The 25,246-nt window shown below is 74.5% G+C and carries 26 protein-coding genes; 4 read left to right on the forward strand and 22 right to left on the reverse strand.

The window, feature by feature from the left end; all coding sequences use genetic code 11:
• Positions 1 to 122 precede the first annotated feature (122 nt).
• Complete coding sequence (locus ACFQ11_RS23470; protein WP_378302112.1) at positions 123 to 701, reverse strand: RNA polymerase sigma factor; 579 nt, start codon at positions 699 to 701, stop codon at positions 123 to 125.
• A 295-nt stretch (positions 702 to 996) separates the two neighbouring features.
• Between ACFQ11_RS23470 and ACFQ11_RS23475 the strand changes: the two genes are divergently transcribed.
• Together ACFQ11_RS23475 and ACFQ11_RS23480 are read left to right on the forward strand one after the other, a co-directional pair.
• Positions 997 to 2,451, forward strand: a complete 1,455-nt coding sequence (locus ACFQ11_RS23475; RefSeq protein WP_378302114.1) for a S1 family peptidase — start codon at positions 997 to 999, stop codon at positions 2,449 to 2,451.
• Between the two features lie 115 nt (positions 2,452 to 2,566).
• The gene (locus ACFQ11_RS23480; protein WP_378302116.1) at positions 2,567 to 2,800 is read left to right on the forward strand and encodes a DUF397 domain-containing protein; all 234 of its coding nucleotides are present in this window, start codon (positions 2,567 to 2,569) and stop codon (positions 2,798 to 2,800) included.
• A 77-nt stretch (positions 2,801 to 2,877) separates the two neighbouring features.
• Here ACFQ11_RS23480 and pqqE read toward each other — a convergent pair whose 3' ends face one another.
• The 6 genes from pqqE to ACFQ11_RS23510 form a co-directional block, all read right to left on the reverse strand.
• The gene (gene pqqE / locus ACFQ11_RS23485) at positions 2,878 to 3,957 is read right to left on the reverse strand and encodes a pyrroloquinoline quinone biosynthesis protein PqqE (protein WP_378302118.1); all 1,080 of its coding nucleotides are present in this window, start codon (positions 3,955 to 3,957) and stop codon (positions 2,878 to 2,880) included.
• Positions 3,954 to 4,211 carry a pyrroloquinoline quinone biosynthesis peptide chaperone PqqD gene (gene pqqD / locus ACFQ11_RS23490; protein ID WP_378302120.1) on the reverse strand — a complete coding sequence of 86 codons (258 nt, stop codon included), beginning with the start codon at positions 4,209 to 4,211 and terminating at the stop codon, positions 3,954 to 3,956. Before pqqD ends, pqqE begins: the two co-directional genes overlap by 4 nt.
• A complete protein-coding gene (gene pqqC, locus ACFQ11_RS23495) occupies positions 4,204 to 4,935 on the reverse strand; it encodes a pyrroloquinoline-quinone synthase PqqC (protein ID WP_378302122.1) in 732 nt (243 codons plus the stop codon). The genes pqqD and pqqC overlap by 8 nt, the downstream gene beginning before the upstream one ends.
• Complete coding sequence (gene pqqB / locus ACFQ11_RS23500) at positions 4,932 to 5,822, reverse strand: pyrroloquinoline quinone biosynthesis protein PqqB (protein WP_378302124.1); 891 nt, start codon at positions 5,820 to 5,822, stop codon at positions 4,932 to 4,934. The genes pqqC and pqqB overlap by 4 nt, the downstream gene beginning before the upstream one ends.
• Positions 5,823 to 5,832: 10 nt before the next feature.
• Positions 5,833 to 5,955, reverse strand: coding sequence for a pyrroloquinoline quinone precursor peptide PqqA (gene pqqA / locus ACFQ11_RS23505; RefSeq protein WP_378302126.1), 123 nt, complete (start codon positions 5,953 to 5,955; stop codon positions 5,833 to 5,835).
• 152 nt (positions 5,956 to 6,107) lie between these two features.
• The gene (locus ACFQ11_RS23510) at positions 6,108 to 6,551 is read right to left on the reverse strand and encodes a MarR family winged helix-turn-helix transcriptional regulator (protein WP_378302128.1); all 444 of its coding nucleotides are present in this window, start codon (positions 6,549 to 6,551) and stop codon (positions 6,108 to 6,110) included.
• Between the two features lie 104 nt (positions 6,552 to 6,655).
• Here ACFQ11_RS23510 and ACFQ11_RS23515 point away from each other — a divergent pair, with 104 nt between their 5' ends.
• Positions 6,656 to 7,090 (forward strand): PaaI family thioesterase, encoded by a 435-nt coding sequence (locus ACFQ11_RS23515; protein ID WP_378302130.1) that lies wholly within the window; start codon positions 6,656 to 6,658, stop codon positions 7,088 to 7,090.
• An 18-nt stretch (positions 7,091 to 7,108) separates the two neighbouring features.
• Here ACFQ11_RS23515 and alc read toward each other — a convergent pair whose 3' ends face one another.
• The 15 genes from alc to uraD all read right to left on the reverse strand — a co-directional run bounded on the left by alc (position 7,109) and on the right by uraD (position 23,050).
• Positions 7,109 to 8,131 carry an allantoicase gene (gene alc, locus ACFQ11_RS23520; RefSeq protein ID WP_378302132.1) on the reverse strand — a complete coding sequence of 341 codons (1,023 nt, stop codon included), beginning with the start codon at positions 8,129 to 8,131 and terminating at the stop codon, positions 7,109 to 7,111.
• Complete coding sequence (gene allB, locus ACFQ11_RS23525; protein ID WP_378302134.1) at positions 8,128 to 9,438, reverse strand: allantoinase AllB; 1,311 nt, start codon at positions 9,436 to 9,438, stop codon at positions 8,128 to 8,130. The genes alc and allB overlap by 4 nt, the downstream gene beginning before the upstream one ends.
• A gap of 56 nt (positions 9,439 to 9,494) precedes the next feature.
• Positions 9,495 to 11,210: a glyoxylate carboligase gene (gene gcl / locus ACFQ11_RS23530; RefSeq protein WP_378302136.1), complete on the reverse strand. Its 1,716-nt coding sequence runs from the start codon at positions 11,208 to 11,210 to the stop codon at positions 9,495 to 9,497.
• Between the two features lie 89 nt (positions 11,211 to 11,299).
• Positions 11,300 to 12,184, reverse strand: a complete 885-nt coding sequence (locus ACFQ11_RS23535) for an NAD(P)-dependent oxidoreductase (RefSeq protein WP_378302138.1) — start codon at positions 12,182 to 12,184, stop codon at positions 11,300 to 11,302.
• Positions 12,181 to 13,086: a hydroxypyruvate isomerase family protein gene (locus ACFQ11_RS23540; protein ID WP_378302140.1), complete on the reverse strand. Its 906-nt coding sequence runs from the start codon at positions 13,084 to 13,086 to the stop codon at positions 12,181 to 12,183. Before ACFQ11_RS23540 ends, ACFQ11_RS23535 begins: the two co-directional genes overlap by 4 nt.
• Entirely contained in the window at positions 13,083 to 13,463 is a 381-nt protein-coding gene (locus tag ACFQ11_RS23545; RefSeq protein ID WP_378302142.1) for an allophanate hydrolase-related protein, read from the reverse strand. Before ACFQ11_RS23545 ends, ACFQ11_RS23540 begins: the two co-directional genes overlap by 4 nt.
• Before the next feature lie 30 nt (positions 13,464 to 13,493).
• Positions 13,494 to 14,618 carry an XdhC family protein gene (locus ACFQ11_RS23550; protein WP_378302144.1) on the reverse strand — a complete coding sequence of 375 codons (1,125 nt, stop codon included), beginning with the start codon at positions 14,616 to 14,618 and terminating at the stop codon, positions 13,494 to 13,496.
• Positions 14,619 to 14,634: 16 nt separating this feature from the next.
• Entirely contained in the window at positions 14,635 to 16,101 is a 1,467-nt protein-coding gene (locus ACFQ11_RS23555) for an NCS2 family permease (RefSeq protein WP_378302146.1), read from the reverse strand.
• Between the two features lie 178 nt (positions 16,102 to 16,279).
• A complete protein-coding gene (gene pucD / locus ACFQ11_RS23560; RefSeq protein WP_378302148.1) occupies positions 16,280 to 18,637 on the reverse strand; it encodes a xanthine dehydrogenase subunit D in 2,358 nt (785 codons plus the stop codon).
• Positions 18,638 to 20,035: an 8-oxoguanine deaminase gene (locus ACFQ11_RS23565; RefSeq protein WP_378302150.1), complete on the reverse strand. Its 1,398-nt coding sequence runs from the start codon at positions 20,033 to 20,035 to the stop codon at positions 18,638 to 18,640. It lies immediately after the preceding gene.
• Entirely contained in the window at positions 20,032 to 20,517 is a 486-nt protein-coding gene (locus ACFQ11_RS23570) for a (2Fe-2S)-binding protein (RefSeq protein ID WP_378302152.1), read from the reverse strand. The genes ACFQ11_RS23565 and ACFQ11_RS23570 overlap by 4 nt, the downstream gene beginning before the upstream one ends.
• Entirely contained in the window at positions 20,517 to 21,395 is an 879-nt protein-coding gene (locus ACFQ11_RS23575; protein ID WP_378302154.1) for an FAD binding domain-containing protein, read from the reverse strand. The genes ACFQ11_RS23570 and ACFQ11_RS23575 overlap by 1 nt, the downstream gene beginning before the upstream one ends.
• 10 nt (positions 21,396 to 21,405) lie before the next feature.
• Complete coding sequence (gene pucL / locus ACFQ11_RS23580) at positions 21,406 to 22,272, reverse strand: factor-independent urate hydroxylase (protein ID WP_378302156.1); 867 nt, start codon at positions 22,270 to 22,272, stop codon at positions 21,406 to 21,408.
• A gap of 5 nt (positions 22,273 to 22,277) precedes the next feature.
• A complete protein-coding gene (gene uraH / locus ACFQ11_RS23585; protein WP_378302158.1) occupies positions 22,278 to 22,592 on the reverse strand; it encodes a hydroxyisourate hydrolase in 315 nt (104 codons plus the stop codon).
• The gene (gene uraD, locus ACFQ11_RS23590; RefSeq protein ID WP_378302160.1) at positions 22,589 to 23,050 is read right to left on the reverse strand and encodes a 2-oxo-4-hydroxy-4-carboxy-5-ureidoimidazoline decarboxylase; all 462 of its coding nucleotides are present in this window, start codon (positions 23,048 to 23,050) and stop codon (positions 22,589 to 22,591) included. The genes uraH and uraD overlap by 4 nt, the downstream gene beginning before the upstream one ends.
• A gap of 167 nt (positions 23,051 to 23,217) precedes the next feature.
• Between uraD and ACFQ11_RS23595 the strand changes: the two genes are divergently transcribed.
• The gene (locus ACFQ11_RS23595) at positions 23,218 to 24,720 is read left to right on the forward strand and encodes a PucR family transcriptional regulator (protein ID WP_378302162.1); all 1,503 of its coding nucleotides are present in this window, start codon (positions 23,218 to 23,220) and stop codon (positions 24,718 to 24,720) included.
• Positions 24,721 to 25,246 lie beyond the last annotated feature (526 nt).

The raw sequence follows: 25,246 nt of genomic DNA on the forward strand, positions 1-25,246 counted from the left end.
GGCCGCGGCGGGCGCGCGGCCGGCGGTGCGGTCCATGAGGGCGGCGCGGGCGCCGGCGCGGGCGGCGGACGACGGCGGCGCCGGCTCGTCCCACGCTTCGCGCAGTGCGTCGATGTCGTTCATCAGAAGGTGTCCTCTCGGGAGTCGAAGCCGCCGCCCAGCACGGCGCGGATCTTCTTGCGGGCCCGGTGCAACCGCGACCGCGCCGTTCCGGCGGGGATGCCGAGCGCCTCGGCCGCCTCCGCCACGCCGAGATCGGCCCAGGCGACGAGGAGCAGCACGTCCCGGTCGCCGCGCGACAGCTTCCGCAGCGCCTTGGCGAGCGGCCCGCGCGCGGCCTGCGCGTCGAGCCGCCCGGCGACGAGGTCGGCGTGCCCGGCCTCGACGTCGCGGGACCCGGCGCGGGCCAGCGCCCGGTACTGGCGGGCCTCCGCGCGGTGCTGCCGCGCGATGAGGTTGGACGCGATCCCGTACAGCCACGGCCGGACGTCCGCGCGGGACGCGTCGTAGCTCCCGCGCCGGTCGAACGCGATCAGGAACGTCTCGGCGGCCACGTCGTCCGCGAGCGTGGGCCCGAGGCGGCGCGACGCGTACCCGTGGATCGCGGCGTAGTGCCGGTCGAACAGGCCGGCGAAGCACTCCGGTTCCGTCACCGAGCGCCGGACGATCTCGGCGTCGCCGTCGACGGTCGGCGCCGTCATGCGCGGCCGCCCGCCGGACCGGGGGGCTGGGGGCGGCTCGGGGGCGCCGCCCGCGTGGGGTCAGGGGTCATGTCGTGCCTTCCGCTGTGAGCGTCGGTCACTCCCGCTTCGCCGATGCCCGGCCGCGCGTTCGCGCCTTTTCCGCCGGGGGACGGGCCGCGCCTTCGACGACAACGGAATCCACACTGAAAAAGCCCTCGAAGGCGATTCATTGTGGCCGATCACGCGCGGTCGTACAGTCCGGGCATCGGGCGCCCGTTCCCCTCTCCCGTCCCCCACCCCCCAGGAGAGCCACATGGCCCGCAAACGCGTTGTGCTGGGCATCATGGCCGCCTCCGGCCTCCTCGCCATGCCGGTGACCCCGGCGGCCGCACAGGCCGGTGCGCCGCAGGCCGCCCAGGCCGCGCCGGCCGCCCCCGCACCGGACCCCGACCTGAAAGCGGCGCGCATCCAGAAGAAGCTCGAGATGACGCTCGGCGCCGACTTCGGCGGCGCCTGGATCGAGCGCGGCTCCGGCCGCTCCGCCGAGGTCGTCGTCGCCACCACCGACGCGGCGGAGTCCGCCGCGATCGTGAAGGCGGGCGCGACGCCCAAGGTCGTGAAGTACGACGCCCGCGACCTCACCTCCGTTCAGGCGAGGCTGAACCGGCACGCGAAGTCCGCGCCGGACGGCGTCACCGCCTGGTACGTCGACCCGGAGAGCAACCGGGTGGTCGTCAAGGCGTCCTCGCGGGCCGCCGTGCAGCGGTTCGTGAAGGCGAGCGGCGCCGAGGCGGGCGCGGTCGAGTACGTCCACTCGGCGGCGAAGCCCCGCCCGATGTACGACATCGTCGGCGGCGAACGCTACTGGACGCCGTCCGCCGGATGCTCCGTCGCGTTCTCCGTGGACGGCGGCTACATCACCGCCGGGCACTGCGGCGGCACCGGCGAGACCACGAGCGGCGCCAACCAGGTGGCGCAGGGGCGTTTCGGCGGCTCGTCGTTCCCCGGCGACGACTACGCGTGGGTCGACACGAACAGCCAGTGGACGCCCACCGCCAAGGTCAACCGGTGGAACGGCACCTACCAGACGATCAACGGTGCCGTCGAGGCCCCCGTCGGCACGCGCGTCTGCCGGTCCGGCTCGACCACCAACACCCAGATCTGGTGCGGGCAGATCCTGCAGCGCGGCGCGACCGTCCGGTACGCGGAGGGCACCGTCACCGGGCTGATCCGCACCAACATCTGCGCCGACCCGGGCGACTCCGGCGGCGCGCTCTTCACCGAGGACGGCCAGGCGCAGGGCATCACGTCCGGCGGTTCGGGATCCTGCCGGGACGGCCACGGATCCGGCGACGAGATGTACTTCCAGCCGGTCGGCGAGGTGCTGCAGATCCTCGCGCGGCAGGGCCGCGAGCTCGTCACCTCCGGTGACGGCGGCCCCGGCCCGGACCCGGGCTCCTGCACCGGCCACCAGACGACCGCGACCGGCTCGCTGTCGTCCGGCGCGAGCGCGTACCAGCCGGACGGGAGCTACTACCGGAGCACGTCGTCCGGCGCCCACACCGCCTGCCTCGACGGGCCCGACGGCACCGACTTCGACCTCTACCTGCAGAAGTGGAGCGGAAGCTCCTGGCAGACGGTGGCGGAGTCGACCAGCCCGACGCCCGACGAGAACGTCTCCTACAACGGCACCGCCGGGTACTACCGGTACCGGGTGCACTCCTACAGCGGTTCCGGCGAGTACACGCTCGGGTTCTCCCGTCCGTGAGGGCCCGCCCCGGCCGCCGCTCCCCACCATGGGCGGCCGGGGCGTTCCGCTGTGTGACCGGCCCGTTCCGCACTACCCTGGAACGCCGACAGCCCCGGGACGAAGAAGGTGTGCAGTGACCGAGCAGGAACCGATCCTCAGCGACGGGGTCATCATCGAGTTCGTCGACGGCAAGGACGTCCCCGTCCGGCACAAGGACTTCGGTGAGCGGGCCGTCGTCATGCGCGACGCGAAGAACGCCGAGGGCCCCATCCTCTACTTCACCGAGGCCGAGTGGGACGCCTTCATCGCGGGCGTCAAGGACGGCGAGTTCGACGACCTCCTGGAGGAGCCCGCCGAGGGCTCCTGACCCCCGGGCGCACGTCCCGGCCCCGCGCACCGTCCCATGGTCGCGGGGCCGTCGTGCGTCCCGGGTCTCCGCACCGGCTAGCGGAAGGCGCCGGGGCGGCGGTAGACGAACGGGGGCCCGGGGGCGTCGGCGGCGGTGGCCGCCTCGCGGACGAGGTGGTGGTCCGGGGAGAGCGCGCAGGCCGGGTCGGTGCGGGCGGCGTCGCCGGTGAGGGCGTGGGCCTGGCAGCGGCAGCCGCCGAAGTCGGTCTCGCGGCGGGGGCACTCGACGCAGGGCCCGGTCATCCAGCCGGTGCCCCGGTACGCGTTGAAGGCCGGCGAGTCCGACCAGATCCGCGCGAGGGGTTCGTCCCGCACGTTCGGGAACGCGAGGCCCGTGATCCCGTAGGCGGCCGGGCAGGGCAGCGCGGTGCCGTCCGGGCCCACGGTGATCGAGCGGGCGCCCCAGCCGCCCATGCAGGGTTTCGGGACGCCCTCGTGGTGGTCGGGCATCACCCAGACGAGCTCGGGACGGTCGTGCCGCGCCCGCCACGCGGCGATGACGGCCTTCGCGCGTTCGAGCTGGGCGCGGGCCGGCATGAGGGCGGTCCTGTTGTGCAGGGCCCAGCCGTGGAACTGCGCGTTGGCCAGCTCGATCCGGTCGGCTCCCCAGCGGGACCCGACCTCGATGATCTCCTGCAGGTTGTCGAGGTTGCGGCGGTGCAGGACGACGTTCAGCCCGAACGGCACCCGCGCGGCGCGGACCACCTCGGCGGCGCGTTCCTTCTCGTCGTAGGAGACGCGCCCGGCGATGAGGTCCGAGCCCGGGCGGCGCGCGTCCTGCAGGGAGAGCTGCACGCTGTTCAGGCCCGCGTCCAGGAGGACGTCCAGGCGGCCCGCGGTGAGACCGACGCCGCTGGTGACGAGCTGGGTGTACACGCCGGCCCGGTCGGCGGACGCGACGATCTCCGCGAGGTCGGGACGCAGGAGGGGTTCGCCGCCGGACACGTGCGCCTGGACGATGCCGAGGCCGGCGGCCTCGGCGAACACCCGCGCCCAGTCGGCGGCGGGCAGCTCGGCGCCGCGGCGGACGAGTTCGAGCGGGTTGGAGCAGTACGGGCAGTGCAGCGGGCACGCGTGGGTGACCTCGGCGAGCAGTGCCCAGGGCGCGGGGATCATCGCAGCCATCCCTCCGCCCGGACCCGTTCGAGGAACGCGGGCACCTCGTCGTCGAGCGGCGCGCCGGGGTACGTCGCGGCGAGTTCGGCGATGATGGCGGCGACCGTCCGGCTGCCGTCGCACAGCCGGAGGACGCCGCCGCCCGCGCCGCTCAGCCGGACCGCGCGCTCGGGCATGAGCAGCAGGTCGGCGTCGCGGACGCGGTCGTGGCGCAGGACGACGGAACGATCCAGGACGGGCCGCCACTCAGCCATCGGCGGCCTCCCCGGCGTGCTCGACCGCGTCGAGGAGGGACCACAGCACCTCGCACTTGAACGTGAACGCGGCCAGCACCCGCTCCTGGTCGTCCCGGGTCCGCGCCCACGCGTGGACGAGCGCCAGGGCCTCCTCGGAGTCGCGCCGTCCCTGCCCGACGCGGACCTGGAAGTAGCGCAGCCCCTCCGGCTCGACCCACGGGTAGTGGTGCTCCCACGCGGCGATCCGGGTCGCCATCAGGTCGGGCGCGAACAGTTCGGTCAGCGACGACGCGACCGCCTCCAGGCGGGTCGCGTTCCGGCAGAAGTTGACGTAGCCGTCCACGGCCAGCCGGACGCCGGGCAGCACGCCCGCGCCGGACAGCAGCACCGCCCGGTCCAGGCCGACGGCCTCGCCGAGCCGCAGCCAGCGCTCGATGCCGCCGTCGCGGCCGTCGCCGTCCGGGGCGCCGTCGTGGTCGTGGACGCGGCGGACCCAGGAGCGCCGCAGCGCGCCGTCGCCGAGCTTCGCGAGGATCAGCGCGTCCTTGACGGGGATGTGCCGCTGGTAGTGGAAGCGGTTGAGCACCCAGCGGCGCAGCTCCGCGCGGGTCAGCCCGCCCTCGTGCATCCGCCGGTTGAACGGGTGGCGGTGGTGGTAGCGCTCGGCGCCCAGCGCGCGGAGCCGGTCCTCCAGCTCGGCGGCCGGCCACGCGGGCGCCCGGTCCGTCGTCGGCGTGCTCACGGTTCGATCACCGCTCCCTCCCTGGCGACCTCGATCCCCGCCGCCGCGAGCCGCCGGTGCCCGGCGTCGTCCGGATCGACGAGGGGGTTGGTGTTGTTCAGGTGCGTGTACAGGCGCCGCGCGGCGGGCAGCGCGGCGAGCCGGGCGGCGGTGCGCGCGATCGGCAGGTGGCCCATCTGCGTGGCGGTCCGCTCGGTGAAGCCCGCGCGGCGCGGCTCGTCGTCGTCCCAGAACGTGCCGTCGGCGAGCACGCAGTCGGCGTCGCGGAGCGCCTCGTCCAGCTCGGCGGGCCAGTCGGCGAGGCACGGCGCGTACACGAGGACCTTGCCGTCCCGCCGGTCCCGGACGCGCAGCGCGACGACCCACGCGTCGTCCCCGGCGTCGAGGGCGGCGGCGTAACGGGGGCGTTTGCCCGAGACCCGGATGCCCTGGATCTCGAGCGGCCCGCCGTCGAGGGGCTCCGGTTCCCGCACCGGCAGCGGCGCCCACGTCGGGCCCGCGTAGGGGGCGAGCACCCGGTCGAGGCGGAGGCCGTCCGCGAGCGCCGCGCGCACCGCGCCGGTCGCGACGATCCGCAGCCCGGACGCCTCCCTCAGCCGGGGCACGCCGAGCGTGTGGTCGAGTTCGGCGTCGGTGAGGATCACGCCGGCGACCGGGGAGTCCCGCCGTCCGGGCCCGGGGTGCAGGACGGCGTGCTCCTCGATCTGCTCGCCGATGTCGGGGGTTGCGTTCACGATGTACCACCGCCCGTCCGCGGCCTCGACGGCGACGGACGCGTGCCGTCGCCGCCGGGCCGGGTCGGTGCGGGCGGCGGCGCACCCCGGGCACGCGCAGTTCCACTGGGGAACGCCGCCGCCCGCCGCGGTGCCGAGTATCAGCAGCCGCATCGCGGGGTGGTCAGTCCTCGGCCGTGAGGTAGGCCGTGACCTCCATCGAGGTCTCCACGATCTGGTAGTCGGGCGTGACCCAGCGGGCCGCCCGGTCCTCGGTCCGGTCGGTGTCGGCGGTGTGCTCGTTCATCACGATGCCCCTTCCTCTGGACGTCGTCCGGTCGGCGCCGGCGTTCTGAAAGCGCTTTCCAGACGGGCTCGAACCGGATGCTACGTCCTTCCAGAAAGCGCTTCCAGACCCGCGGCCGAGAAATTTCCCGGGAACGGGGAGCGTCCCGCCGGTCAGCCGGAGGCGTCGGGATCCCAGTGGGCCAGGTCGCGCATGGCCGACGAGGCGCACAGGAATCCGTCGTCCCCGAGCAGTTCCCGCAGCTCGCGGTTGAACCGGTCGATCTCCGGGCGGGCGGCGCGGAGCGCGGCGCGGCCGCCCGGGGTCAGCTCCAGGACCACGGCGCGGTGCTCGCGCGGGTGCGGCCGCCGCGCGACCAGCCCGGCCTTGACGAGCCGGGCGACGAGCGCGGTCACGGCCGACTCGCGCAGGCCCAGGGTGCGGGCGAGCGCGCGCTGGGTGGCGTCCGGCTCGTCCTGGACGGCGAGCAGCGCGCCGAGCTGGGCGGTGGTCACCCCGGCGGCGGCCAGGCAGCGCCGGTCCGCGACCGTGCGCAGCCGGTGCGCCGCGCGCTGCAGCAGGAAGTACAGGCGCGGGTCGGGTTCGGGCTCGGGCATAGGGCGATCCTGGCAGACCCGCGCGGCGGCCGCCGCACGACGCGGTCTTGACAGCCGGGGCACCGGCCCGCGATGCTCACTTCACTAGTGAAGTGAGGTGGGAGATGAGCGTGACCGTGGATCTGGCGACCGCACGGCTGGTCCTGGAGGCGCAGCCGTTCAGCAGGCTGCTCGGCGCCCGGCTGGTCGCCTTCGGCGACGGCGAGGCGACCCTGGAACTGGACGTCCGCGACGACCTGCGGCAGCAGGACGGCCACGTGCACGGCGGGGTGCTCGGCTACGCGGCGGACAACACGCTGACCTTCGCCGCGGGGACCGTCGCGGGGGCCCGGCTGGTCACCGCCGGGTTCACCATCGACTACCTGCGCCCCGCCCGCGGGACGCTGCTGCGGGCCCACGCCCGGGTCGTCCGCGCCGGACGCACCCGGATCGTGTGCCGCTGCGACCTGTCGACGGTGTCCGGCGACGGGACGGAACTGCTGTGCGCGGTCGCCCAGGGCACGATCGCCGTGCCCGAGGCGCGACCGGCCGCGTCCTGACGCCGGCCGCGCCTCGAGTCACGAGGCGGTGAGGGCGTCCCAGCGGGTGGTCAGGGTCCGCTCCCCCTCGGGGGTCAGCTCGCCGAGGAGTCGGAGGCGGGCCAGGCCGCCGTCGGGATGGACGTCCACCCGCACCATGGACGCCTCCACGGGCGGGACGCGGAAGCGGTGGCGGGTGTCGGGCTGGACGCGGGTCCGCGGCAGCACGTCGTGAAGGGGCGCCCGGTCGCCGTCGCCGGGACGGACCGCCCGGACGGCGACCTCGGCGGGGGCGTTGAACTTCAGGTTCGTCGTGTCGACCTCGACCAGCGTGACCCGGCCCCGGGCGGCGAGGCGGACGAGCGCCCAGTCGTGGCCGGGGCCGCGACGGCGGGCCGTCTCCCAGCCCTCGGCCTGGTTGCGGGCGAGGCCGGGGAACAGCATGTTGTCGGGCGACGAGTAGAACATGTCCGAGCACTCGACGACCCGCGCGCCGTTCTCGAGGGCGGCGAGGTCGATCGTGAGCCCGGTGAGCAGCCGCGGATCCGGGACGACCTCGCCGTGCACGCGCAGCCGTGCGATGCCCCCGTCCGGGAACATGTTCAGCCGGACGTGCGTGAACAGCCGTTCGGCCTCGACGGGGAACTCGTGCGCGGCGTCGCCCTTCAGCGGGGACTTCGGGACGATCTCGACCCAGTCGGCGGCCGCGAGTTCGGCGGGGCCCGGGTACCCGTCGGCACGGCACGCCTCGACGGACGCGTGCGGCGGGTAGTTGCCCTTGAACCAGGCGGTGTCGACGACGACGCCGCGGATCACGCCGGGAAGGCCGAGCCGGACGAGCGCCCAGTCGTGGCCGGGGCCGCGGCGCCGGGCCGTCTCCCAGCCGTCGTACTCCTGCCCCTTCGGCCCGAACCGCTCCGGGTGGAACGCGGGCGCCCACGGGTTGATCAGGTTCTCCTTCTCCTCGAACGACTCGTCGCTGGCGGCGGGCACGGAGCCGCCGAGCGTCCGGACGGCCAGGTCGGGGAGCGCGGTGAAACCGGTTCCTGTCTGCTCGGTCATGAACCCTCCGATCGGTTCAGCGGGCGGCCGGACGGGACGTCGCCGGCGGGCGCGCCGCGCAGCCAGGTCGTCCGGACGGCGCCGGTGAGGACGCGGCCCGCGTACGGGGTGACGGGGTGGCGGTGGTGCAGGGCGGCGGGGTCGACGGTGAACGCCGCGTCGGGGTCGAAGGCGACGAGGTCGGCGTCCCGGCCGACCTCGATGGCGCCCTTGCCGGGGACGCGGGCTAGCGCGGCGGGCGCGGCGGACATCCAGCGGACGACGTCGGCGAGGTCGTGGCCGCGGGCGCGCGCGGCCGTCCAGACGGCGGGCAGGCCGAGCTGGAGGGACGACACGCCGCCCCACGCCGACGCGAAGTCGCCGCGTTTCAGCTCGGGCGTGCAGGGCGAGTGGTCGGTGACGACGCAGGAGATCACGCCGTCGGCGAGGCCGCGCCACAGTTCGTCGCGGTTGCCGGGGTCGCGGATGGGCGGGCAGCACTTGAACGCCGTCCCGCCGGGCGCGCCGTCCTCGACGTCGCCGGCGGTGAGGGTGAGGTAGTGCGGGCAGGTCTCGGCGGTGACGGGCAGCCCGGCGGCCTGCGCCCGCGCGAGCGGGGCGAGGCAGTCGGCGGCCGAGAGGTGCAGGATGTGCGCGCGGACGCCCGTCTCCTCGGCGAGCCGGACGACGCGTTCGACGGCGCGGCGTTCCGCGGAGGGCGGGCGGGACGCGAGGAACGCGGCGTAGTGGCCGCCCGCGGGGGCCGTCAGGGAGCCGGGGTCCTCGGCGTGCACGATGACGAGGCCGCCGAACGACGCGATCTCGGCGAACGCGTCCCGCATCTCGTCCGGGGACAGCGGCGGGAACTCCGGGACGCCCGAGTCGGCGGTGAAGCACTTGAACCCGAACACGCCGCGTTCGTGCAGCGGCCGCAGCTCGGCGAGGTTGCCGGGGACGGCGCCGCCCCAGAACCCGACGTCCACGTGGCAGGCGCCGTCGGCGGCGGCGCGCTTGACGGCGAGGGCGGCGGGGCCGGTGGTGGGCGGCAGGGAGTTGAGCGGCATGTCGATCAGGGTGGTGACGCCGCCGGCCGCCGCCGCGCGGGTCGCGGTCGCGAACCCCTCCCATTCGGTGCGTCCGGGCTCGTTGATGTGGACGTGCGTGTCGACGAGCCCGGGCAGCAGCGCGGTGTCGCCGAGGTCGACGTCGGACGGCGTGCCGTGGGGCTCGATCGCGGCGATCCGGCCGGCGCGGACGACGACGGCCGCGGGGCGCTCGCCGTCCGGCAGGACCGTCCGGCGGGATCTGATCACCAGGTCGCGGGGCACGCGGCTCCTTCCGGTGGGGGCGGGGACGCCGCGGGCCGCGGCGTCCCCGCGGCGGGTCACGGGACGGGCTCGTACTCGCGGATCCGGTCGATGCGGACGCCGTTGGCGGTGTCGGCCTCCCGCTCGATCATGATCTCGACGAGGACGGGACGGGACGTGCGGGCGGCCTCCTTGCGGGCCCATTCGAGCGCGGGCCGGATGCCGTCCGGTTCGGCGACGCGGGTGCCCGCGCAGCCGTACGCCTCCATGATCTTGACGTTGTCGGTGCCGTACTCGTCGTAGTGCAGGTCGACCTCGTACTTCATGTCGTATCCGCCGTGGTCCTGCGCCATCCGGATCAGCCCGAGGTACTCGTTGTTCAGCATGATCAGGACGAACGGGACGTCGTACTGCGCGGCCACCGCGAGCTCCTCGACGAGGAACTGGAACGAGTAGTCGCCGACGATCCCGACCACCTCGGCGTCGGGTTCGGACGCGGCCAGGGCCGTCTTGACGCCGATCGCCGCGGGGATCTCCCAGCCGAGCGGGCCCGCCTGCCCGCACACCTGGTAGTGCCGGGGCTTCGGCGCCTTCTGGTGCTGGCCGCCCCAGATCTGGTACAGCCCGATCGCCGTGACGAAGTAGGTGTCGGCCGAGTAGAACTCGTTGATCTCCTTGTAGACGCGGGGCGCCTTGATCGGCACGTCGTCGAAGTCCTCGCGGCGGGTCAGCGTCGCCTTGAGCTCCCGCACGCGCGCGACCCACGTCCCGGCGGGACGTCCGGCGCCGCGCGCCCGCGCGAGGTCGATGATCGCGCGGAGGAACAGCCGGGTGTCGGACACGATCCCGAGGTCGGGCCCGAACACCTTGCCGATCTGCGTGGGTTCGATGTCGACGTGGACGAACGTCCGTCCCTCGCGGTAGACGTCGAGCCGCCCGGTGTGCCGGTCGCCGAACCGGGCGCCGAGGGCCAGCACGAGGTCCGATTCGAGGAACGACGCGTTGCCGTACCGCTGGGACGTCTGCACGCCGGTCATGCCCGCGTAGAGCGGGTGGTCCTCGTCCATCGCGCCCTTGCCCATCAGCGTCGCCTGCACCGGGACCTGCAGCAGCTCGGCCAGCTCGGTGAGTTCGGCGTGCGCGCCGGCGAGGATGACGCCGCCGCCCGCCAGCAGGAGCGGGCGCTCGGCGGCCAGCAGCAGGTCGAGGGCCCGTTCGACGCGCGGGAGGTGGGGCTCGACGGGCGCGATCGGCAGCGGCGCGTCGATCGAGGCGTCCCACTCGATCAGCTCCTGCTGGACGTCGATCGGCAGGTCGATCAGGACGGGCCCGGGGCGTCCGCTGCGCGCCGTCCGGAACGCCTCGCGGAAGATCCAGGGGGCCTGCGCGGCCTCCCTGACCTGCACCGCCCACTTGGTGACCGGCTTGGCGATCTCCACGATGTCGACGGCCTGGAACGCCTCCTGGTGCAGCTTCGACGACGCCGCCTGCCCGGTGATGCACAGGATCGGGACCGAGTCGGCGTGCGCGGTGTACAGCCCGGTGATCATGTTGGTGCCGGCCGGCCCGGAGGTGCCGATCGCGACGCCGACGCCGCCGGTCGTCCGCGCCCAGCCGTCGGCCATGTGCGCGGCGCCCTCCTCGTGCCGGACGATCAGGTGGCGGATGCCGCCGTCCTCCTCCAGCGCCTTGTAGAGCGGGAGGATCGCGGCGCCGGGGCAGCCGTAGGCGATGTCGACGCCCTCGGATCTCAGCACGTCGACGACCGCCTGCATGACGGGTGTCTTCGGCATGGTGCAATGTCCTTTCTGGGGCGGACGGCCGGTCTCCTATCGGAGTTGGCGCTCGGCGGGACGACCGGCCGTCCGTTCCGGCTCGGATGTCAGGCGGCGCCGCGGCCGGAGAGGTCCTCGACGACCTTGAGCAGCACGGAGTGGTCGAGGGAGCCGAGGCCGCGGGCGCGGGCGGCCGCGATGAGCTGGGCGACCATCCCGGTCATCGGCAGCGCCACCCCGGCGGAGCGGGCGGCGGCCGTGGCGATGCCCATGTCCTTGTGGTGCAGGTCGATGCGGAAGCCGGGCGCGAACTCGCGGGCGAGCATCGACTCGCGCTTGAGGTCGAGGATCCGGGACGCGGCGAGCCCGCCCGCGATCACGTCGATGCCGGCGCGCGCGTCCACCCCGGCGGCCTCCATCAGCACGATCGCCTCGGCGACCAGCGCGAACGTGCCGCCCACGAGGAGCTGGTTCGCGGCCTTGACGTACTGCCCGGCGCCGGGCCCGCCGACCCTCTGGACGGTCCGGCCGACGGCGTCGAACACGGGCGCGGCGGCGGCGACGTCGGCCCCCGCCCCGCCGACCATGATGGACAGGACGCCGTCCACGGCGCCCCGCTCGCCGCCGCTGACGGGCGCGTCCAGCACCCGCAGGCCCTTCCGCGCGCCCGCCTCGGCGACCCGGATCGACGTCTCCGGCCGGACGGTCGAGAAGTCGATGACGAGCGTGCCGGGCGCGGCGCTCTCCAGGACGCCGCCCGCGCCGAAGAACACGTCCTCGACGTGCTCGTCCTGCGGCAGCATCAGCACGGCGATCTCCGCGCCGGCGACCGCGCCCGCCACGTCGCCCGCCGCCGCGCCGCCCGCCTCGACGAGGGCGTCCAGGCCCTTCGGGGCGACGTCGAAGCCGGTCACGTCGTGTCCGGCGGCGACGAGGTGCCGCGCCATCGGGGCGCCCATGATCCCGAGGCCGATGAAACCGATCTTGCTCATGCCCGCTGCTCCTCCATCCAGCCGAACTCCTTCTCGGTCGGCCCGTCCGGCCGGTACTCGAGGGCGACGCGGCCGTCGTAGCCGATCGCGTCGAGCACGCGGAACAGGCGTGCGAAGTCGATCTCCCCGGTGCCGGGACGGCCCCGGCCGGGGGCGTCGGCGATCTGCACGTGCCCGATGTCGGCGGCGTGCTCCCGCGCGACCTTCTCCAGGTCGTCGCCGTTCACGGTCAGGTGGAAGGCGTCGAACAGGAACTTCGCGTTCGCCGCGCCCGCCGCCCGCACCCGCCGCACGACGGCCATCGCGTCGGCGGCCGTCTCGAGCGGGTACGCACCGTTCATCCCCCGGGCGAGCGGCTCGATCAGCACCGTCCCGTCCAGCGCCGCGACCGCGTGCGCCGCGAACACGAGGTTGGCGGTCGCGACCCGGTCCTGCTCGGCCGCCGCGACGCCGTCGAGCCGCTGCCCGTACAGGGCGTTGAACGACCGGACGCCCGTCCGCTCGGCGATCCGGACCAGCACGGCGACGCTCTCGCGGAACTCGGTGGCGCGGGCCGGGTCCGACAGGACGCCCCGCTCCCCCGCCGGCATGTCGCCCGCGTAGAAGTTCAGCCCGATCAGCCGGACCCGGGCCTCCTCGATCGCCGCGCAGAACGCGTTGACGTCCGCGGCGGACGGGACGGGCTCGCCCGGCCACGGCCACCAGAACTCGACCGCGTCGAACCCGGCCGCCCGCGCCGCGGCGGGGCGTTCGAGCAGCGGCAGCTCGGTGAACAGGATCGAGCAGTTGACGGCCCACCGCGGCCGCGTGCGCGCCGCCCGCGGGCGGCGGCCCGCCGCGCCTTCCGGCACCGGCCGCCGCGGGCCCTCCCCCCGCTCGCCGCGCTCGCTCCGATCGGTCATGCGGCTTCTCCCAACGCGTTCCGGTAGCTCTGCCAGCTACCGTGCTCGGTGATGTCGATCAGGCCGACGTAGGACGTGTACGGCCTGCGCAACAGCATGGCGAACGCGGACGAGCCGTCGGCCAGCTCGATCACGCCGAGTTCGAGTTCGGGCGGTTCGGCGGGCAGCAGCCGGTCGCGCAGCACGTCCATCGCGACGTCGTACACCTCGCCGGTGACCCGGGTGCCGCCGTGCGCGACGGGCGCGAGGGCGGGGCACCGGTCGGCCACCGAGTAGAAGCGGTAGCGGGGCGCGGTCCCGGTCGCGGCGACCAGCGGCGCACCGCCGAGGAGGTGATGCAGCGGGCCGCCGCGCATCGCGCCTCCGTTCAGGAACATCAATGGCATCGGAACGTCCTCTCCTCCGGTTCAGGCCGCGCCGGCGGGAGCCGGGCGGTCGTGGTGGATCGGCCCGTTGATCTGCCCGAGGGGCAGCGCGGTGCCGCCGTGGCGGGCGGCGGTGAACTCCGCCGCGATCGCCACGGCCGTCTCCTGCGGGGTGCGGGCCCCGAGGTCGAGCCCGATCGGGGCGCGCAGCCGCGCGAGGTCCCGGTCGGCCAGCCCGGCGTCGCGGAGCCGCGCGAGCCGGTCGCGGTGCGTGCGGCGCGACCCGAGCGCCCCGACGTAGGCGACGGGCAGCCGCAGCGCCGCCCGCAGCAGCGGGACGTCGAACTTCGGGTCGTGCGTGAGGACGCACACGACCGTGCGCCCGTCCAGCGCGCCCCGTTCGGCCTCGGCGGCGAGGTGCCGGTGCGGCCAGTCGACGATCACCTCGTCGGCGTCCGGGAACCGGGCGCGGGTCGCGAACACCGGACGGGCGTCGCACACCGTCACCCGGTACCCGAGGAGCGCGCCCTGCCGGGCGAGGGCCGCCGCGTGGTCGATCGCCCCGTAGACGAGCAGGCGCGGCGGCGGCGCGTGCGAGTGCACGAACATCTCGACGGCGTCCGTCTCCGCGGTGTCCGTCTCCGCGGCGTCCGTCCGCACGCCGTCGCGGCAGTGGACGGACGCCTGCCCGGTGCGGCCGAGCCCGAGCATCGCCCGCGCCTCCGCGACGACGGCCCGGTCGACGTCGGCGCGGCCGGTCGTGCCGGTGTGCCCGTCGGAGCGGACGACGACGATCGACCCGTCGAGGAGCCAGACGACCGCGGCGTGCCCGTCCGGGGCGAGCGCCGGTCCGGGCACCGGGCCCGGACGGACCCACACCTCGATCGTCCCGCCGCAGGTCAGGCCGACGGCGAACGCGTCGTCGTCGGAGTACCCGAACGTCTCCCGGAGCACCCGGCCGGTGGCGAGGGCCTCGCGGCACAGGTCGTACACGGCGGTCTCGACGCAGCCGCCGGAGACGCTCCCGGCGGCCTCGCCGTCGGCGGACACGGCCAGCGCGGCGCCGGGCGGGCGGGGCGCGCTGCCCCGCACCGCGACGACGGTCGCGACGGCGTACCGGGTGCCGGCGTCGTTCCAGGCGGCGAGCCGGTCGGCGATGTCACGCATGGACGGTGGCGTCCCTTCAGTCGATTCCGAGCAGCAGCTCGAGCGGGTGCAGGGCGAAGTAGGCGACGAAGACCGCCGACAGCACGTACAGCAGCCAGTGGATCTCCCGGATCTTGCCCTTCGCGAGCTTGACGATCGTGTAGGCGAGGACGCCCGCGGCGACGCCGACGGTGATCGAGTACGTGAACGGCATCAGCACGATCGTCAGGAAGGCGGGGGCGGCGAGGTCGGAGTCCGTCCAGTCGATCTTGCGGACGTGCGCCATCATCAGCGCGCCGACCAGGACGAGCGCGGGCGCGGCGGCGCCGACGGGGACGACCCCGGCGAGCGGCGTCACGAAGATCAGCGCGGTGAGCAGCCCGCCGGTGACCAGGCTCGCGAGGCCGGTGCGGGCGCCCTCGGCGACCCCGGCGGCGGACTCGACGACGACGGTGTTGGCGGAGCCGTTGACGCCGCCGCCGACGATGGCGCCGAAGCCGTCCACGGTCAGAATGCGGCTCAGGCCGGGCAGCCGGCCCTCGGCGTCGGTCATCCCGGCCTCCTCGCCGACGCCGAGGATGGTGCCCATCGCGTCGAAGAACCCGGACAGGACGAGCGTGAACAGCACGACCGTCGCGGTGACGATCCCGGCGCGCGCGAACCCGCCGAACAGGTCGACCTCGAACAGCAGCCCGAAGTCCGGCGTCGCGAAGATCGAGCCGGGCACCTCCGGCACGACCGGCCCCCAGCTCGCCGGGGCGACCTTCGCGACCTCGTTGATCACGATGGCGAGGACGGTCGCGGCGACGATGCCGATCAGCATCGCGCCGGGCACCCGCCGGACGAACAGCACGAGCATCAGCACGAGCCCGAGGCAGAACACGAGCACCGGCCAGCTCGCGAGCTTGCCGAACGTGCCGAGGCCGAGGGCGGTGGACGCGGTCTCGTGGTGCCCGACGAACCCGGCGTCCACCAGCCCGATCAGCGCGATGAACGCGCCGATGCCGACGCCGATGGCCTGCTTGAGCGCGAGCGGGATCGCGTCCATGATCAGCTGCCGGATGCCGGTGAGGGCGAACACCACGATCACCACGCCCTCGATCACGACCAGGCCCATCGCCTGCGGCCAGGTCATGTGCGGGGCGGCCTGGAACACGACGATCGGGGTGACGCCGAGCCCGGCGGCCATCGCCATCGGCGCGTTGCCGACCAGGCCCATCATGATCGTGGTGAGCCCGGCCGACAGCGCGACCATCGTCGTGAGCTGCGCGGGGTCGAGGGTGGCGCCGGTGACGTCCTTCGCGTCGCCGATGATCAGCGGGATGAGGACGACCAGGTAGGCCATCGCGACGAACGTGGTGACGCCGCCGCGGACCTCGCGGGCGACGGTGGTGCCGCGCCCGGTCAGGTCGAAGAGGCGGTCGAGGGCGGGGCGGGAGGTCCCGGCGCCGGACGGGCCGGGCGGGGGCGGGTTCTCCGGGGTGGTGGGGCGTGTCTCGGTCACGGTTCGAGCCCTTCGTCGGAGTCCGGGGTCGCCCCCGGGAAGACTCTGTGGGCGCATCGGCCGCCGGGCGGCCCATGCCGCGCGGAGCGCGCGGGGGCCGTCCGTCGGGACGATCGGTGCGGTTGTGGGGCTCGGCCCGCGTCCTCCCCCGAGGCCGGACGCGGGCGGCCCCCGTTGGTCAACTGCGGGGCGGAGTCGCACCGGACGGCGCCGGTGCGATGTGCTCCGGTCGAACCGGCACTCGGGTGAGCGCGTCGCCCGTCGCGTCCCGGATCGCGGCGACGATGGCGGGCGTGGAGGAGAGCGTGGGCGGCTCTCCGGCGCCCCGCAGCCCGTATGGGGCGTCGGGGTCGGGGTTCTCGAGGATGTCGAGCCGCATCGGCGGCATGTCGAGGATGGTCGGGATGAGGTAGTCGGTGAAGGACGGGTTGCGGACGAGGCCGCCGGACACCTGGATCTCCTCCAGGACGGCGAGCCCGAGGCCCTGCGCGGACCCGCCGTGGATCTGGCCCTCCAGCGACAACCGGTTGAGGATCTTGCCGACGTCCTGCACGGCGGCCATCTCCACGACCTTGACCAGGCCCAGTTCGACGTCGACGTCCACGACGGCGCGGTGCACGCACAGGGCGAGCTGGGTGTGGGTGGTGCCCTGCCCGGTGACGGGGTCCATGCCGGTGGTGGGACGGTGGTGGTACTCGCGGGTCTCGTCGATGACGGCGTCGCCCAGCGCGTCCTCGATCGTGCCGAGCACGCCGTCCGCCCGCGAGACGATCTTGCCGCCGGCGACGTTCAGGTCGCCGGTCCCGGCGCGTCCGAACCGGTCGGCGGCGAGCGCGAGCAGTTCGGCGCGGACCGCCTCGCAGGCCGTCTTCACCGCGCCACCCGACATGTACGACTGGCGGGACGCGCTGGACGAGCCGGCGTCGCCCACCCTGTTGTCGGCCGGGGCGATCGTGACCCGCTCGATCCCGAGTTCGGTGCGGGCGATCTGCGCCTGGATCGTCACGAGGCCCTGCCCGACCTCGGCCGCCGCGGTGTGGACGAGCGCGGTCGCCTCGCCGCCGATGACCTCCAGCCGGACGCGGGCGGTGGACAGGTCGTCGGCCCCCTCGGAGAAGCAGATGTTCTTGATCCCGACGCCGTAGCCGACACCGCGCACGACGCCCTCGCCATGGGTGGTCTGGGACGCCCCGCCCGGCAGGTTCCGGATGTCGGACGTGTCGGCGGGCGCCGGCATCGGCATGGCCTCGAGCCGCGTCAGCATCTCCGCGAGCGGCGCCGGCGACTCGATGACCTGGCCGGTCGCGAGCCTCGACCCCTGCGAGACGGCGTTGCGGCGCCGCACCTCGACCGGGCCGATACCGCAGGCGGCGGCGACCCGGTCCATCATCGACTCGTAGGCGAAGCACGCCTGCACGGCGCCGAACCCGCGCATCGCGCCGCACGGCGGGTTGTTGGTGTACACCCCGTACGCGTCGATCCTGATGTTCGGGATCTCGTACGGGCCGACGCCGAGCGACGCGGCGTTCCCGGTGACGTTCCGCGTGGACGACGTGTACGCGCCGCCGTCGAGGACGATCTCCACGTCGGCGTACACGAGCCGCCCGTCCGCCGTCGCGCCGTACTCGTACCGCATCTGCGCGGGATGCCGGTGGACGTGCCCGAAGAACGACTCCTCCCGGTTGTACGACATTTTCACCGGCTTGCCGGTGCGCAGCGCCAGCATCGCCGCGTGGATCTGCACCGACAGGTCCTCGCGGCCGCCGAACGCGCCGCCGACGCCCGCGAGCGTCATGTGGACCTTGTCCTCGGGGAGGCCGAGGCACGGCGCGATCTGCGCCAGGTCGTTGTGCATCCACTGCGTGGACACGTACAGGTCGACGCCGCCGTCGTCGGCCGGGACCGCGAGGCCCGCCTCCGGCCCGAGGAACGCCTGGTCCTGGATGCCGACCTCGAACTCCTCGCGCACCACGACCTCGGCCGCGGCGCGCGCGGCGTCGACGTCCCCGACCCGGACGGGCTGGTGCCGGACGATGCCGCCGAGCGGCTGCACCTTCAGCCCGTCCGGGTCGGCGATCACCGCGCGGGGGTCGGTGATCGGTTCCAGCACCTCGTAGCCGACGGCGATGCGCGCCAGGGCGCGGCGCGCCGTCTCCGGGTGGTCGGCCGCGACGATCGCGACCGGCTCGCCCTGGTGCCGGACCTCCCCGAACGCGAGGACCGGCTGGTCCTCGGTGTGGTCCTCTCCGTACACCTTCTTGCCGGGCACGTCCTCGTGGGTGAGGACGGCGTGCACGCCGGGCACCGCCAGCGCGGGGCCGACGTCGATCGACCGGATGAGCGCGCGGGGGTGCGGGCTGCGCAGCGTGGCGCCCCACAGCATCCCGTCCATCCACAGGTCGGACGCGTACGCGAACTCGCCCGTGACCTTGAGGGTGCCGTCCGGGCGCAGCGGGCTCTCGCCGACGCCGCCCACGCCGGGCGCGATCACCTGTCCGGGGCTCTTCACCGGGCCGTTCTTCACCGGGGCGGCCATCTAGAGCACCTCCTCCGCGAGCCGCATGAGGCGGCGGTGCGCGTCGGCGCCGCGCCGCCCCACCTCGTCCTGCGGGACGCTCACGAGCGCGTCGCCGTCGACGATCGTGCGGCCGCCGACGAGCAGCCGCTCCAGCGGCGGGGTGCCGCCGAACGCGAGCGCGACCACCGGGTCGTCGACGGCCGCGTGGAAGCCGTCCACCCGCCACAGCGCGACGTCGGCGAGCTTCCCGGGTTCGAGGGTGCCCAGCTCGTCGTCGCGGCCGAGGCAGCGGGCGCCGCCGAGCGTCGCCATCTCCAGCGCCTGCCGGGCGGTCAGCGCCGTCGGCCCGTACCGGGCGCGCTGCATGTAGATCGCCTGCCGCATCTCCCCGGCGAGGGGGACGAGCTCGGCCGACGCCGACCCGTCCACGCCGAGCCCGACGATCGCGCCCTCCCGCAGCAGGTGCGACACGCGGGCGATGCCGGCGCCGAGCCGGGCGTTGGAGCTGGGGCAGTGGGCGGTGCCGGTGCGGGTCTCCGCCAGCCGCTTGACGTCGGTGTCGTGCAGGTGGACGCAGTGCGCGAGCCACACGTCGGGACCGAGCCAGCCGATCGAGTCCATGTACTCGGCCGGCGTCATCCCGAACTGGTCGAGGGTGTGCTCCTCCTCGTCGAGGGTCTCGGCGAGGTGCGTGTGCAGCCGGACGTTCTTCGCGCGCGCCAGCTCCGCCGACCGGACGAGCAGGTCGCGGGTCACCGAGAACGGCGAGCAGGGCGCGACGGCGACGCGCAGCATGGAGCCCGGCGACGGGTCGTGGTACCGGTCGATCGCGGCCTCGGTCTCGGCGAGGATCGTGTCGAGATCCTCCACGACCTCGTCCGGCGGCAGGCCGCCGTCGGAGCGTCCCCTGTCCATGGAGCCGCGCGCCGCGTCGAACCGCAGTCCCAGCTCGGCCGCCGCGTCGATCTCGGCGGCGAACAGGTCGCCGCGTCCCTTCGGGAACAGGTAGTGGTGGTCGGACGCCGTGGTGCAGCCCGACTTCGCGAGCCAGCCGAGCCCGGCGCTCGCCGCACCCGCCACCACCTCGGCGTCCATCTTCGACCACGGCTCGTAGAGCGTCGTCAGCCACTCGAACAGCGTGCTGTCGCTCGCCAGGCCCTGGCTCGCCCACTGGTACAGGTGGTGGTGCGCGTTGACCAGGCCCGGGGTGGCGACGCAGCCGGTGCCGTCGATCTTCTCCGCGCCCTCGACCTCGGGGGCCGGCCCGGAGCCGACGGCGGTGATGCGGTCGCCGTCGATCACGATGTGCCCGCCGGGATGCTCGTCCCCCGACACCGTCACGACGTGCGCGTTCTCGATGACGGTCATCACTCGGTCGCTCGTCACCCGGTCGCCGGTCATTCGGTCGCTGGTCATTCGGCGGCCGCCTTCCGCTCGGCGGCGAGGCGCACCGCGTCCAGGATCTTCTCGTAGCCGGTGCAGCGGCACAGGTTCCCGGCGAGCGCCTCGCGGATCTCCGCGTCGCTCGGCGCGGGATTGCGTTCGATCAGGTCGTGGGACTGGACGATCAGGCCCGGCGTGCAGAACCCGCACTGGACGGCGCCCGCCTCCACGAACGCCTCCTGCACGGGATCGAGCCGCTCGTCCCCCGGCGACCCCTCGGCCAGCCCCTCGACGGTGCGGACCTCGCGGCCCTCGGCCTGCCCGGCCGCGACCAGGCACGCGCACGCCGGCACGCCGTCCAGGTACACCGTGCACGAGCCGCACTCGCCCTGCTCGCAGGCGTTCTTCGAGCCCGGCAGCCCCATGCGCTCCCGCAGCATGTACAGCAGGCTCTCGCCCTCCCACACGTCGTCCACGGTCTCCGCCGAGCCGTTGACGGTGACGTTCACGCGCATCAGGACGCCTCCTTTCCCTTCGTGCCCGCCCGGTGGTCGTCCCAGGCCCAGGTGAGCGTGCGCCGCGCCATCACCGCGAGGGCGTGCCTGCGGTAGTCGGCGGTGCCCCGCACGTCGTCGATCGGGGCCGCCGCCCGCTTCACCAGCTCGCCGAACTCCCGCGCCGCCGACTCCCGCAGCGGGCCGCGGCCGTCCCAGTCGAGTTCCGCCGACGCGAACTCCTCCGCCTCCCGTGCCCGGCGCGGCGTCACGGCGGCCGAACCGAACCCGGTGCCGACGCGGCGTTCGCCCGGGTGCAGCGCCACCGCGAACGAGCACACCGCGATCACCATCGCGTTCCGAGTGCCGATCTTGGAGAAGTACTGGGGGCCGGACGCCGGACGGGTGCGGAACGCGCGGATCAGCTCGTCCGGCTCCAGCGCCGACCGCTTCACGCCCAGGTAGAACTCCGCCGCCGGGATCAGCCGGACGCCGCGCGCGGCCGACTCCACCTCGATCACCGCGTCCCCGGCCAGCAGCGGCGGGTGCGCGTCGCCCGCCGGGGACGCCGCGCCCAGGTTGCCGCCGACCGTCCCGCGGTTGCGGATCTGCGGCGACCCGACCGTCCGGGACGCCTGCGCGAGCCCCGGCAGCCGATCGCCCAGCTCCCGGATCAGCCGCGCGTACGGGACGCCCGCGCCGACGCGGAGCGTGCCGTCGTGGTCGTCCCATCCGGTCAGTTCGCCGACGCGGTTCAGGTCGAGCAGCGCCTCCGGCCGCCGCACGTCGAAGTTGATCTCCACCATGACGTCGGTGCCGCCCTGGATCGGCAGCGCACCCGGGTGCTCGGCCTTCGCGGCGAGCGCGTCCGCCCAGGTCGCCGGTCGCAGGAACTCCATCGCGCCCCCTTCAGCTCCACGCCGCCGGCGCGTCCGGGGCGTCATCGTCGAGCACCGTGCCCTCGATGAGCCCGTACGGGCGGTCGGCCGCGAAATAGACCTCGTTGTCGTTGTTCATGCCGAACGGCTGCAGATCCACGAGGAAGTGATGCCGGTTCGGCATCGACATCCGCACCTCGCAGACCTCCCGACGCTCCCGCAGCACGCGCCGTCCCATCTCGTAGAGCGTCTGCTGCAACGACAGGCTGTGCGTCTCCGCGAACCCCCGCAGCAGGTGTTCCCGCACCGCCCGGTACGAGTCGCCCCAGTCCGTCCCGACGCCCCGGTGCCGCCAGGACGCCGTGACGGCCGTCGCCAGGATCCGGTCGTCGGTGGGCCGCAGCGTCGTGAACTCGTCCTCGATGAACCCGTGGAACTCGCTGCCGGTCGAGTTCAGCACCACGAGGTCCTTCAGGCCCGACACGACCGACTCCCGCCCGCCCGTGCCGTCGCTGTGCACCAGCGCCGTCCGCACCTCCGTGCCGTCCCGGACGAACGAGTGCCGCTCGGTGATCCGGTTCCAGGCGTACTCCTCGATCTCCACCCGGGCGTGCGCGATCGTCGGCTGGGCGTCCACGAAGTGCCGCGCCAGCCGCAGCCCGAAGTTCTCGATCTCCCCGACCCCGTACCGCTTCGCGAACGCGAACACGGTGTTCTTCTGCGTGTCCGTGGGCAGCACCGCCGCGTTGTCGCCGGTCAGATGCACGTCCTCCATGTCGCCCGACAGCAGCACGCTCACGTTGACGTCCTTGATCCGGTGGACGTCGCCGTCCCGGGTGACGCGGACGACCCGCGTCTCCGCCTTCCCGTACCGGTTGTCGCCGAGCACGATCGTCATCCGGTCTAGCTCCCTCGGTAGGTCGAGTACGCGAACGGGCTGAGCAGCAGCGGGACGTGCAGGTGCGCGTCCGGGTCGGCGACCGTGAACGCGACCGTCACCTCCGGGTAGAAGTCCGACAGCCCGGCCGTGTCGAACGTCAGCCGGTGCACGCCCGCGCCCGGCACCGCGCCCCATTCGCGGACACGGCCGTCGCCGTCCGTCCGGGCCTCCGCCAGCGTCGTCCACGCCCCGTCCGGTTCCCGGCGCTCCAGCCGCACCCGGACGTCCCGCGCGGGCAGCCCGCGCGACGCGTCCAGCACGTGCGTCGAAAGGCTCACGTCGCCTCCTTCGTCAACTTCGCCAGCCGCAGATCGACGATCCGGGCCAGTTCCGCCCGGACGACCGCGCGTTCGGTCTCCGGGTCGTTGCCGAGCCGCTCCCGGAGGGCGGCCAGCATCTCCGCCGCGCTCAGGCCGGTCGCGCAGATGAGGAACACATGCCCGAACCGCTCCTCGTATGCGCGGTTGCCGGCGATCAGCGCGTCCCGGAGCCCGGCCGCGGCCGCGTCCATCCCGGACTGCTCGCCCCGCGACCACGCCGACTCGCGATCGTCGCCGCGCACCCGGTCGCCGATCCGCGGATGGGCCGCGAGCGCCTCCTCGACGTCCGCCCAGTCCAGCCCGTCCAGCGCCGCCGCCGACGCGGCCCGCAGCTCCGCGACGTCCCGGCCGCGCATCGCCGCGATCCACGTCCGGGACGCGCAGCACGCCCGCAGATCCCCCTCGGTGATCGGCACCCGCACCTCCTCGTCCGTCCTGACAGCAGTAGACACACCGGCCCCCGCCCCGGTCGAGGGACAGGACGTCCGAGATGTGACCCCGATCACGGCCCCGTTTTCGTGCGTTGCTCCAGCACCCCCGCGCCCCCTACACCCCGGCCGGTCCCGCTGGGTTCAATGGCGGTATGAGACTGCGTTCCCTCCTCGCCATGCCCCTGCGGCTGGAGGTCGTCACCGGGGAGGACGAGCTGGACCGGACGATCCGGTGGGTCGTCACCACCGACCTGCTCGACCCCGGCCGCTACCTGCGCGGCCGCGAGCTCGTGCTGACCGGTCTCGTCTGGCGCACCGGCCCCGCCGACTCCGAGACCTTCGTGTCGGCGCTCGCCGAGGCCGGCGTCTCCGCCCTCGCCGCCTGGGACCTGGCGTCCGGCACCGTCCCCGACGACCTCGTCGCGGCGTGCGAACGGCACCGGCTCCCGCTGTTCAAGGTCCCCGAGGACGTCGCGTTCGCGACCGTCACCGAGGAGGTCGTCCGGCAGCTCTCGGGCGCCCGCGCCGCCGACCTCACCGCCGTCCTCGACCGGCACCGCCGCCTCGTCGCGAGCCAGGGCGCGGGCCTGGACGCCGTCCTCGACCTCCTCGACCGCGACCTCGGCATGCGCTGCTGGGTGCTCGCCCCCACCGGGCGCGTCGTCGCCGGGCCGCCCGCCCCCGCCCCGGACGTCCTCGCCCGCGCGTTCCTGACCGCGCCCCGGCTCCCGCACCACCTCGCCGACCCGGACGTCTCCCTCTTCCCCGTCGCCGAGGACACCACCTCCCGCGTCGCCGACTGGTTCCTCGCCTGCGAGGGCGACGCCGCCGACTGGCCCCCCGAGCGCCGCGCCCTCGCCACCGAGCTCGCCGCGATCGCCGCGCTCGAACGCGCCCGCCTCGACGACCGCCTCAGCATGGAGGGCCGCCTCGCCCAGGAACTCGTCCGCCTCGTCGTCGCCGCCGCGCCCCCCGACGAGATCGTCCCCCGCCTCGAACTCGCGGGCCTCGACCCCGCGTCGTCGTTCGTCGCGGTCGCCGCCACGGGGCGCGGACCCCTACGGCCGGGCGAACTCCGCACGGTGCTCGCGGAGGCCGCCCCGGTCCCCCACCCCCTCGTGGGCCTGCTCGACGACGAGGCCGTCGCGCTCGTCCCGGCCGCCCCCGGCGCGGACGTCGCCGCCGAGGTCCACGCCACCCTGCAGGCCCTCGCCCCCGGCCTCGCCGGCTCCGGCATCGCCGTGGGCGTCAGCGACGTCGCCCCGGCCGCCGAACTGCGCGGCGCCGTCGAGGAGGCCCGCTACGCCCGCCGCCTCGCCACCGGCCGCACCGCCCCCGTGTGCGTCGTCCGGCACGACGAACTCGCCACGCACGTCCTGCTGCTCGCGAGCGTCCCCGACGACGTCCGCCAGATGTTCGAGATGCGGCTCCTCGACCCGCTGCGCACCTACGACGAAGTCCACAAGGCCGACCTGATCCGCACCCTCGAGACGTTCCTGCAGAACTCCGGTTCCTGGACCCGGTGCGCCGAACAACTGCACCTGCACGTGAACTCCGTCCGGTACCGGATCCAGCGCATCGAGGACCTCACCGGCCGCGACCTGTCCCGCCTGGAGGACCGCGTCGACTTCTTCCTGGCCCTCCGCCTCGCCTGACCGCCCCCAGCCCTACCCGGCGGCCCGTCCCGGACGGCGGTCGCCCGGCATGCTCCGCTTCGTTCAGGCGCCGGACGTCAGCGCCCGCGTCGAGCGGTGCTGGTCGGGACGGACCGCACGTTCTCGACCGCGTACGTCAGCCCGTCCGCGACCTCCCGCTCGTGGACGAGGCTCAATGCCCGCATGAGCTTGAACCCGGGTGCCCACCCGCTCCGGCGGCAGGAGGCTCGGACCCCACGGCGAGATGTGGTCTCCGGTCACCGAATCCGGCAGCACGGCGAAGACGCGCCGCAACTCGTCCAGAGCCTCCTCTGCCCCCGGCGCCATCGCCCTGATCGGCGAGGGCCTCCGCGCGGGTCTGCAATGCGGTCGCCAGCCCGACTCCGGGCTTCCCGCCCACGCATGCGACGGCGTCGTCGATCAGCCTGGTCACCGTGGGGGACGGACGTCCCTCCCATGCCGCGCGTGCGGCGTGGAACGAACGGACCCAGGTCACGAGGTCGCCATCGCCGGACTCGTCCGCCGT

It is taken from the genome of Actinomadura sediminis (assembly GCF_042675525.1).
GTDB lineage: Bacteria > Actinomycetota > Actinomycetes > Streptosporangiales > Streptosporangiaceae > Spirillospora > Spirillospora sediminis.

What these genes read in the sequence shown, in the direction of transcription:
- pqqB (WP_378302124.1), bottom strand. Translation starts at nt 5,822, where the DNA reads ATGCGGCTGCTGATACTCGGCACCGCGGCGGGCGGCGGCGTTCCCCAG.
- ACFQ11_RS23475 (WP_378302114.1), top strand. Translation starts at nt 997, where the DNA reads ATGGCCCGCAAACGCGTTGTGCTGGGCATCATGGCCGCCTCCGGCCTC.
- pucD (WP_378302148.1), bottom strand. Translation starts at nt 18,637, where the DNA reads ATGGCCGCCCCGGTGAAGAACGGCCCGGTGAAGAGCCCCGGACAGGTG.
- pqqA (WP_378302126.1), bottom strand. Translation starts at nt 5,955, where the DNA reads ATGAACGAGCACACCGCCGACACCGACCGGACCGAGGACCGGGCGGCC.
- ACFQ11_RS23535 (WP_378302138.1), bottom strand. Translation starts at nt 12,184, where the DNA reads ATGAGCAAGATCGGTTTCATCGGCCTCGGGATCATGGGCGCCCCGATG.
- pqqE (WP_378302118.1), bottom strand. Translation starts at nt 3,957, where the DNA reads ATGATCCCCGCGCCCTGGGCACTGCTCGCCGAGGTCACCCACGCGTGC.
- alc (WP_378302132.1), bottom strand. Translation starts at nt 8,131, where the DNA reads ATGACCGAGCAGACAGGAACCGGTTTCACCGCGCTCCCCGACCTGGCC.
- gcl (WP_378302136.1), bottom strand. Translation starts at nt 11,210, where the DNA reads ATGCCGAAGACACCCGTCATGCAGGCGGTCGTCGACGTGCTGAGATCC.
- ACFQ11_RS23545 (WP_378302142.1), bottom strand. Translation starts at nt 13,463, where the DNA reads ATGTTCCTGAACGGAGGCGCGATGCGCGGCGGCCCGCTGCATCACCTC.
- ACFQ11_RS23575 (WP_378302154.1), bottom strand. Translation starts at nt 21,395, where the DNA reads ATGGAGTTCCTGCGACCGGCGACCTGGGCGGACGCGCTCGCCGCGAAG.
- pucL (WP_378302156.1), bottom strand. Translation starts at nt 22,272, where the DNA reads ATGACGATCGTGCTCGGCGACAACCGGTACGGGAAGGCGGAGACGCGG.
- ACFQ11_RS23515 (WP_378302130.1), top strand. Translation starts at nt 6,656, where the DNA reads ATGAGCGTGACCGTGGATCTGGCGACCGCACGGCTGGTCCTGGAGGCG.
- ACFQ11_RS23595 (WP_378302162.1), top strand. Translation starts at nt 23,218, where the DNA reads ATGAGACTGCGTTCCCTCCTCGCCATGCCCCTGCGGCTGGAGGTCGTC.
- ACFQ11_RS23570 (WP_378302152.1), bottom strand. Translation starts at nt 20,517, where the DNA reads ATGCGCGTGAACGTCACCGTCAACGGCTCGGCGGAGACCGTGGACGAC.
- ACFQ11_RS23510 (WP_378302128.1), bottom strand. Translation starts at nt 6,551, where the DNA reads ATGCCCGAGCCCGAACCCGACCCGCGCCTGTACTTCCTGCTGCAGCGC.
- ACFQ11_RS23470 (WP_378302112.1), bottom strand. Translation starts at nt 701, where the DNA reads ATGACGGCGCCGACCGTCGACGGCGACGCCGAGATCGTCCGGCGCTCG.
- ACFQ11_RS23565 (WP_378302150.1), bottom strand. Translation starts at nt 20,035, where the DNA reads ATGACCAGCGACCGAATGACCGGCGACCGGGTGACGAGCGACCGAGTG.
- ACFQ11_RS23540 (WP_378302140.1), bottom strand. Translation starts at nt 13,086, where the DNA reads ATGACCGATCGGAGCGAGCGCGGCGAGCGGGGGGAGGGCCCGCGGCGG.
- ACFQ11_RS23550 (WP_378302144.1), bottom strand. Translation starts at nt 14,618, where the DNA reads ATGCGTGACATCGCCGACCGGCTCGCCGCCTGGAACGACGCCGGCACC.
- pqqD (WP_378302120.1), bottom strand. Translation starts at nt 4,211, where the DNA reads ATGGCTGAGTGGCGGCCCGTCCTGGATCGTTCCGTCGTCCTGCGCCAC.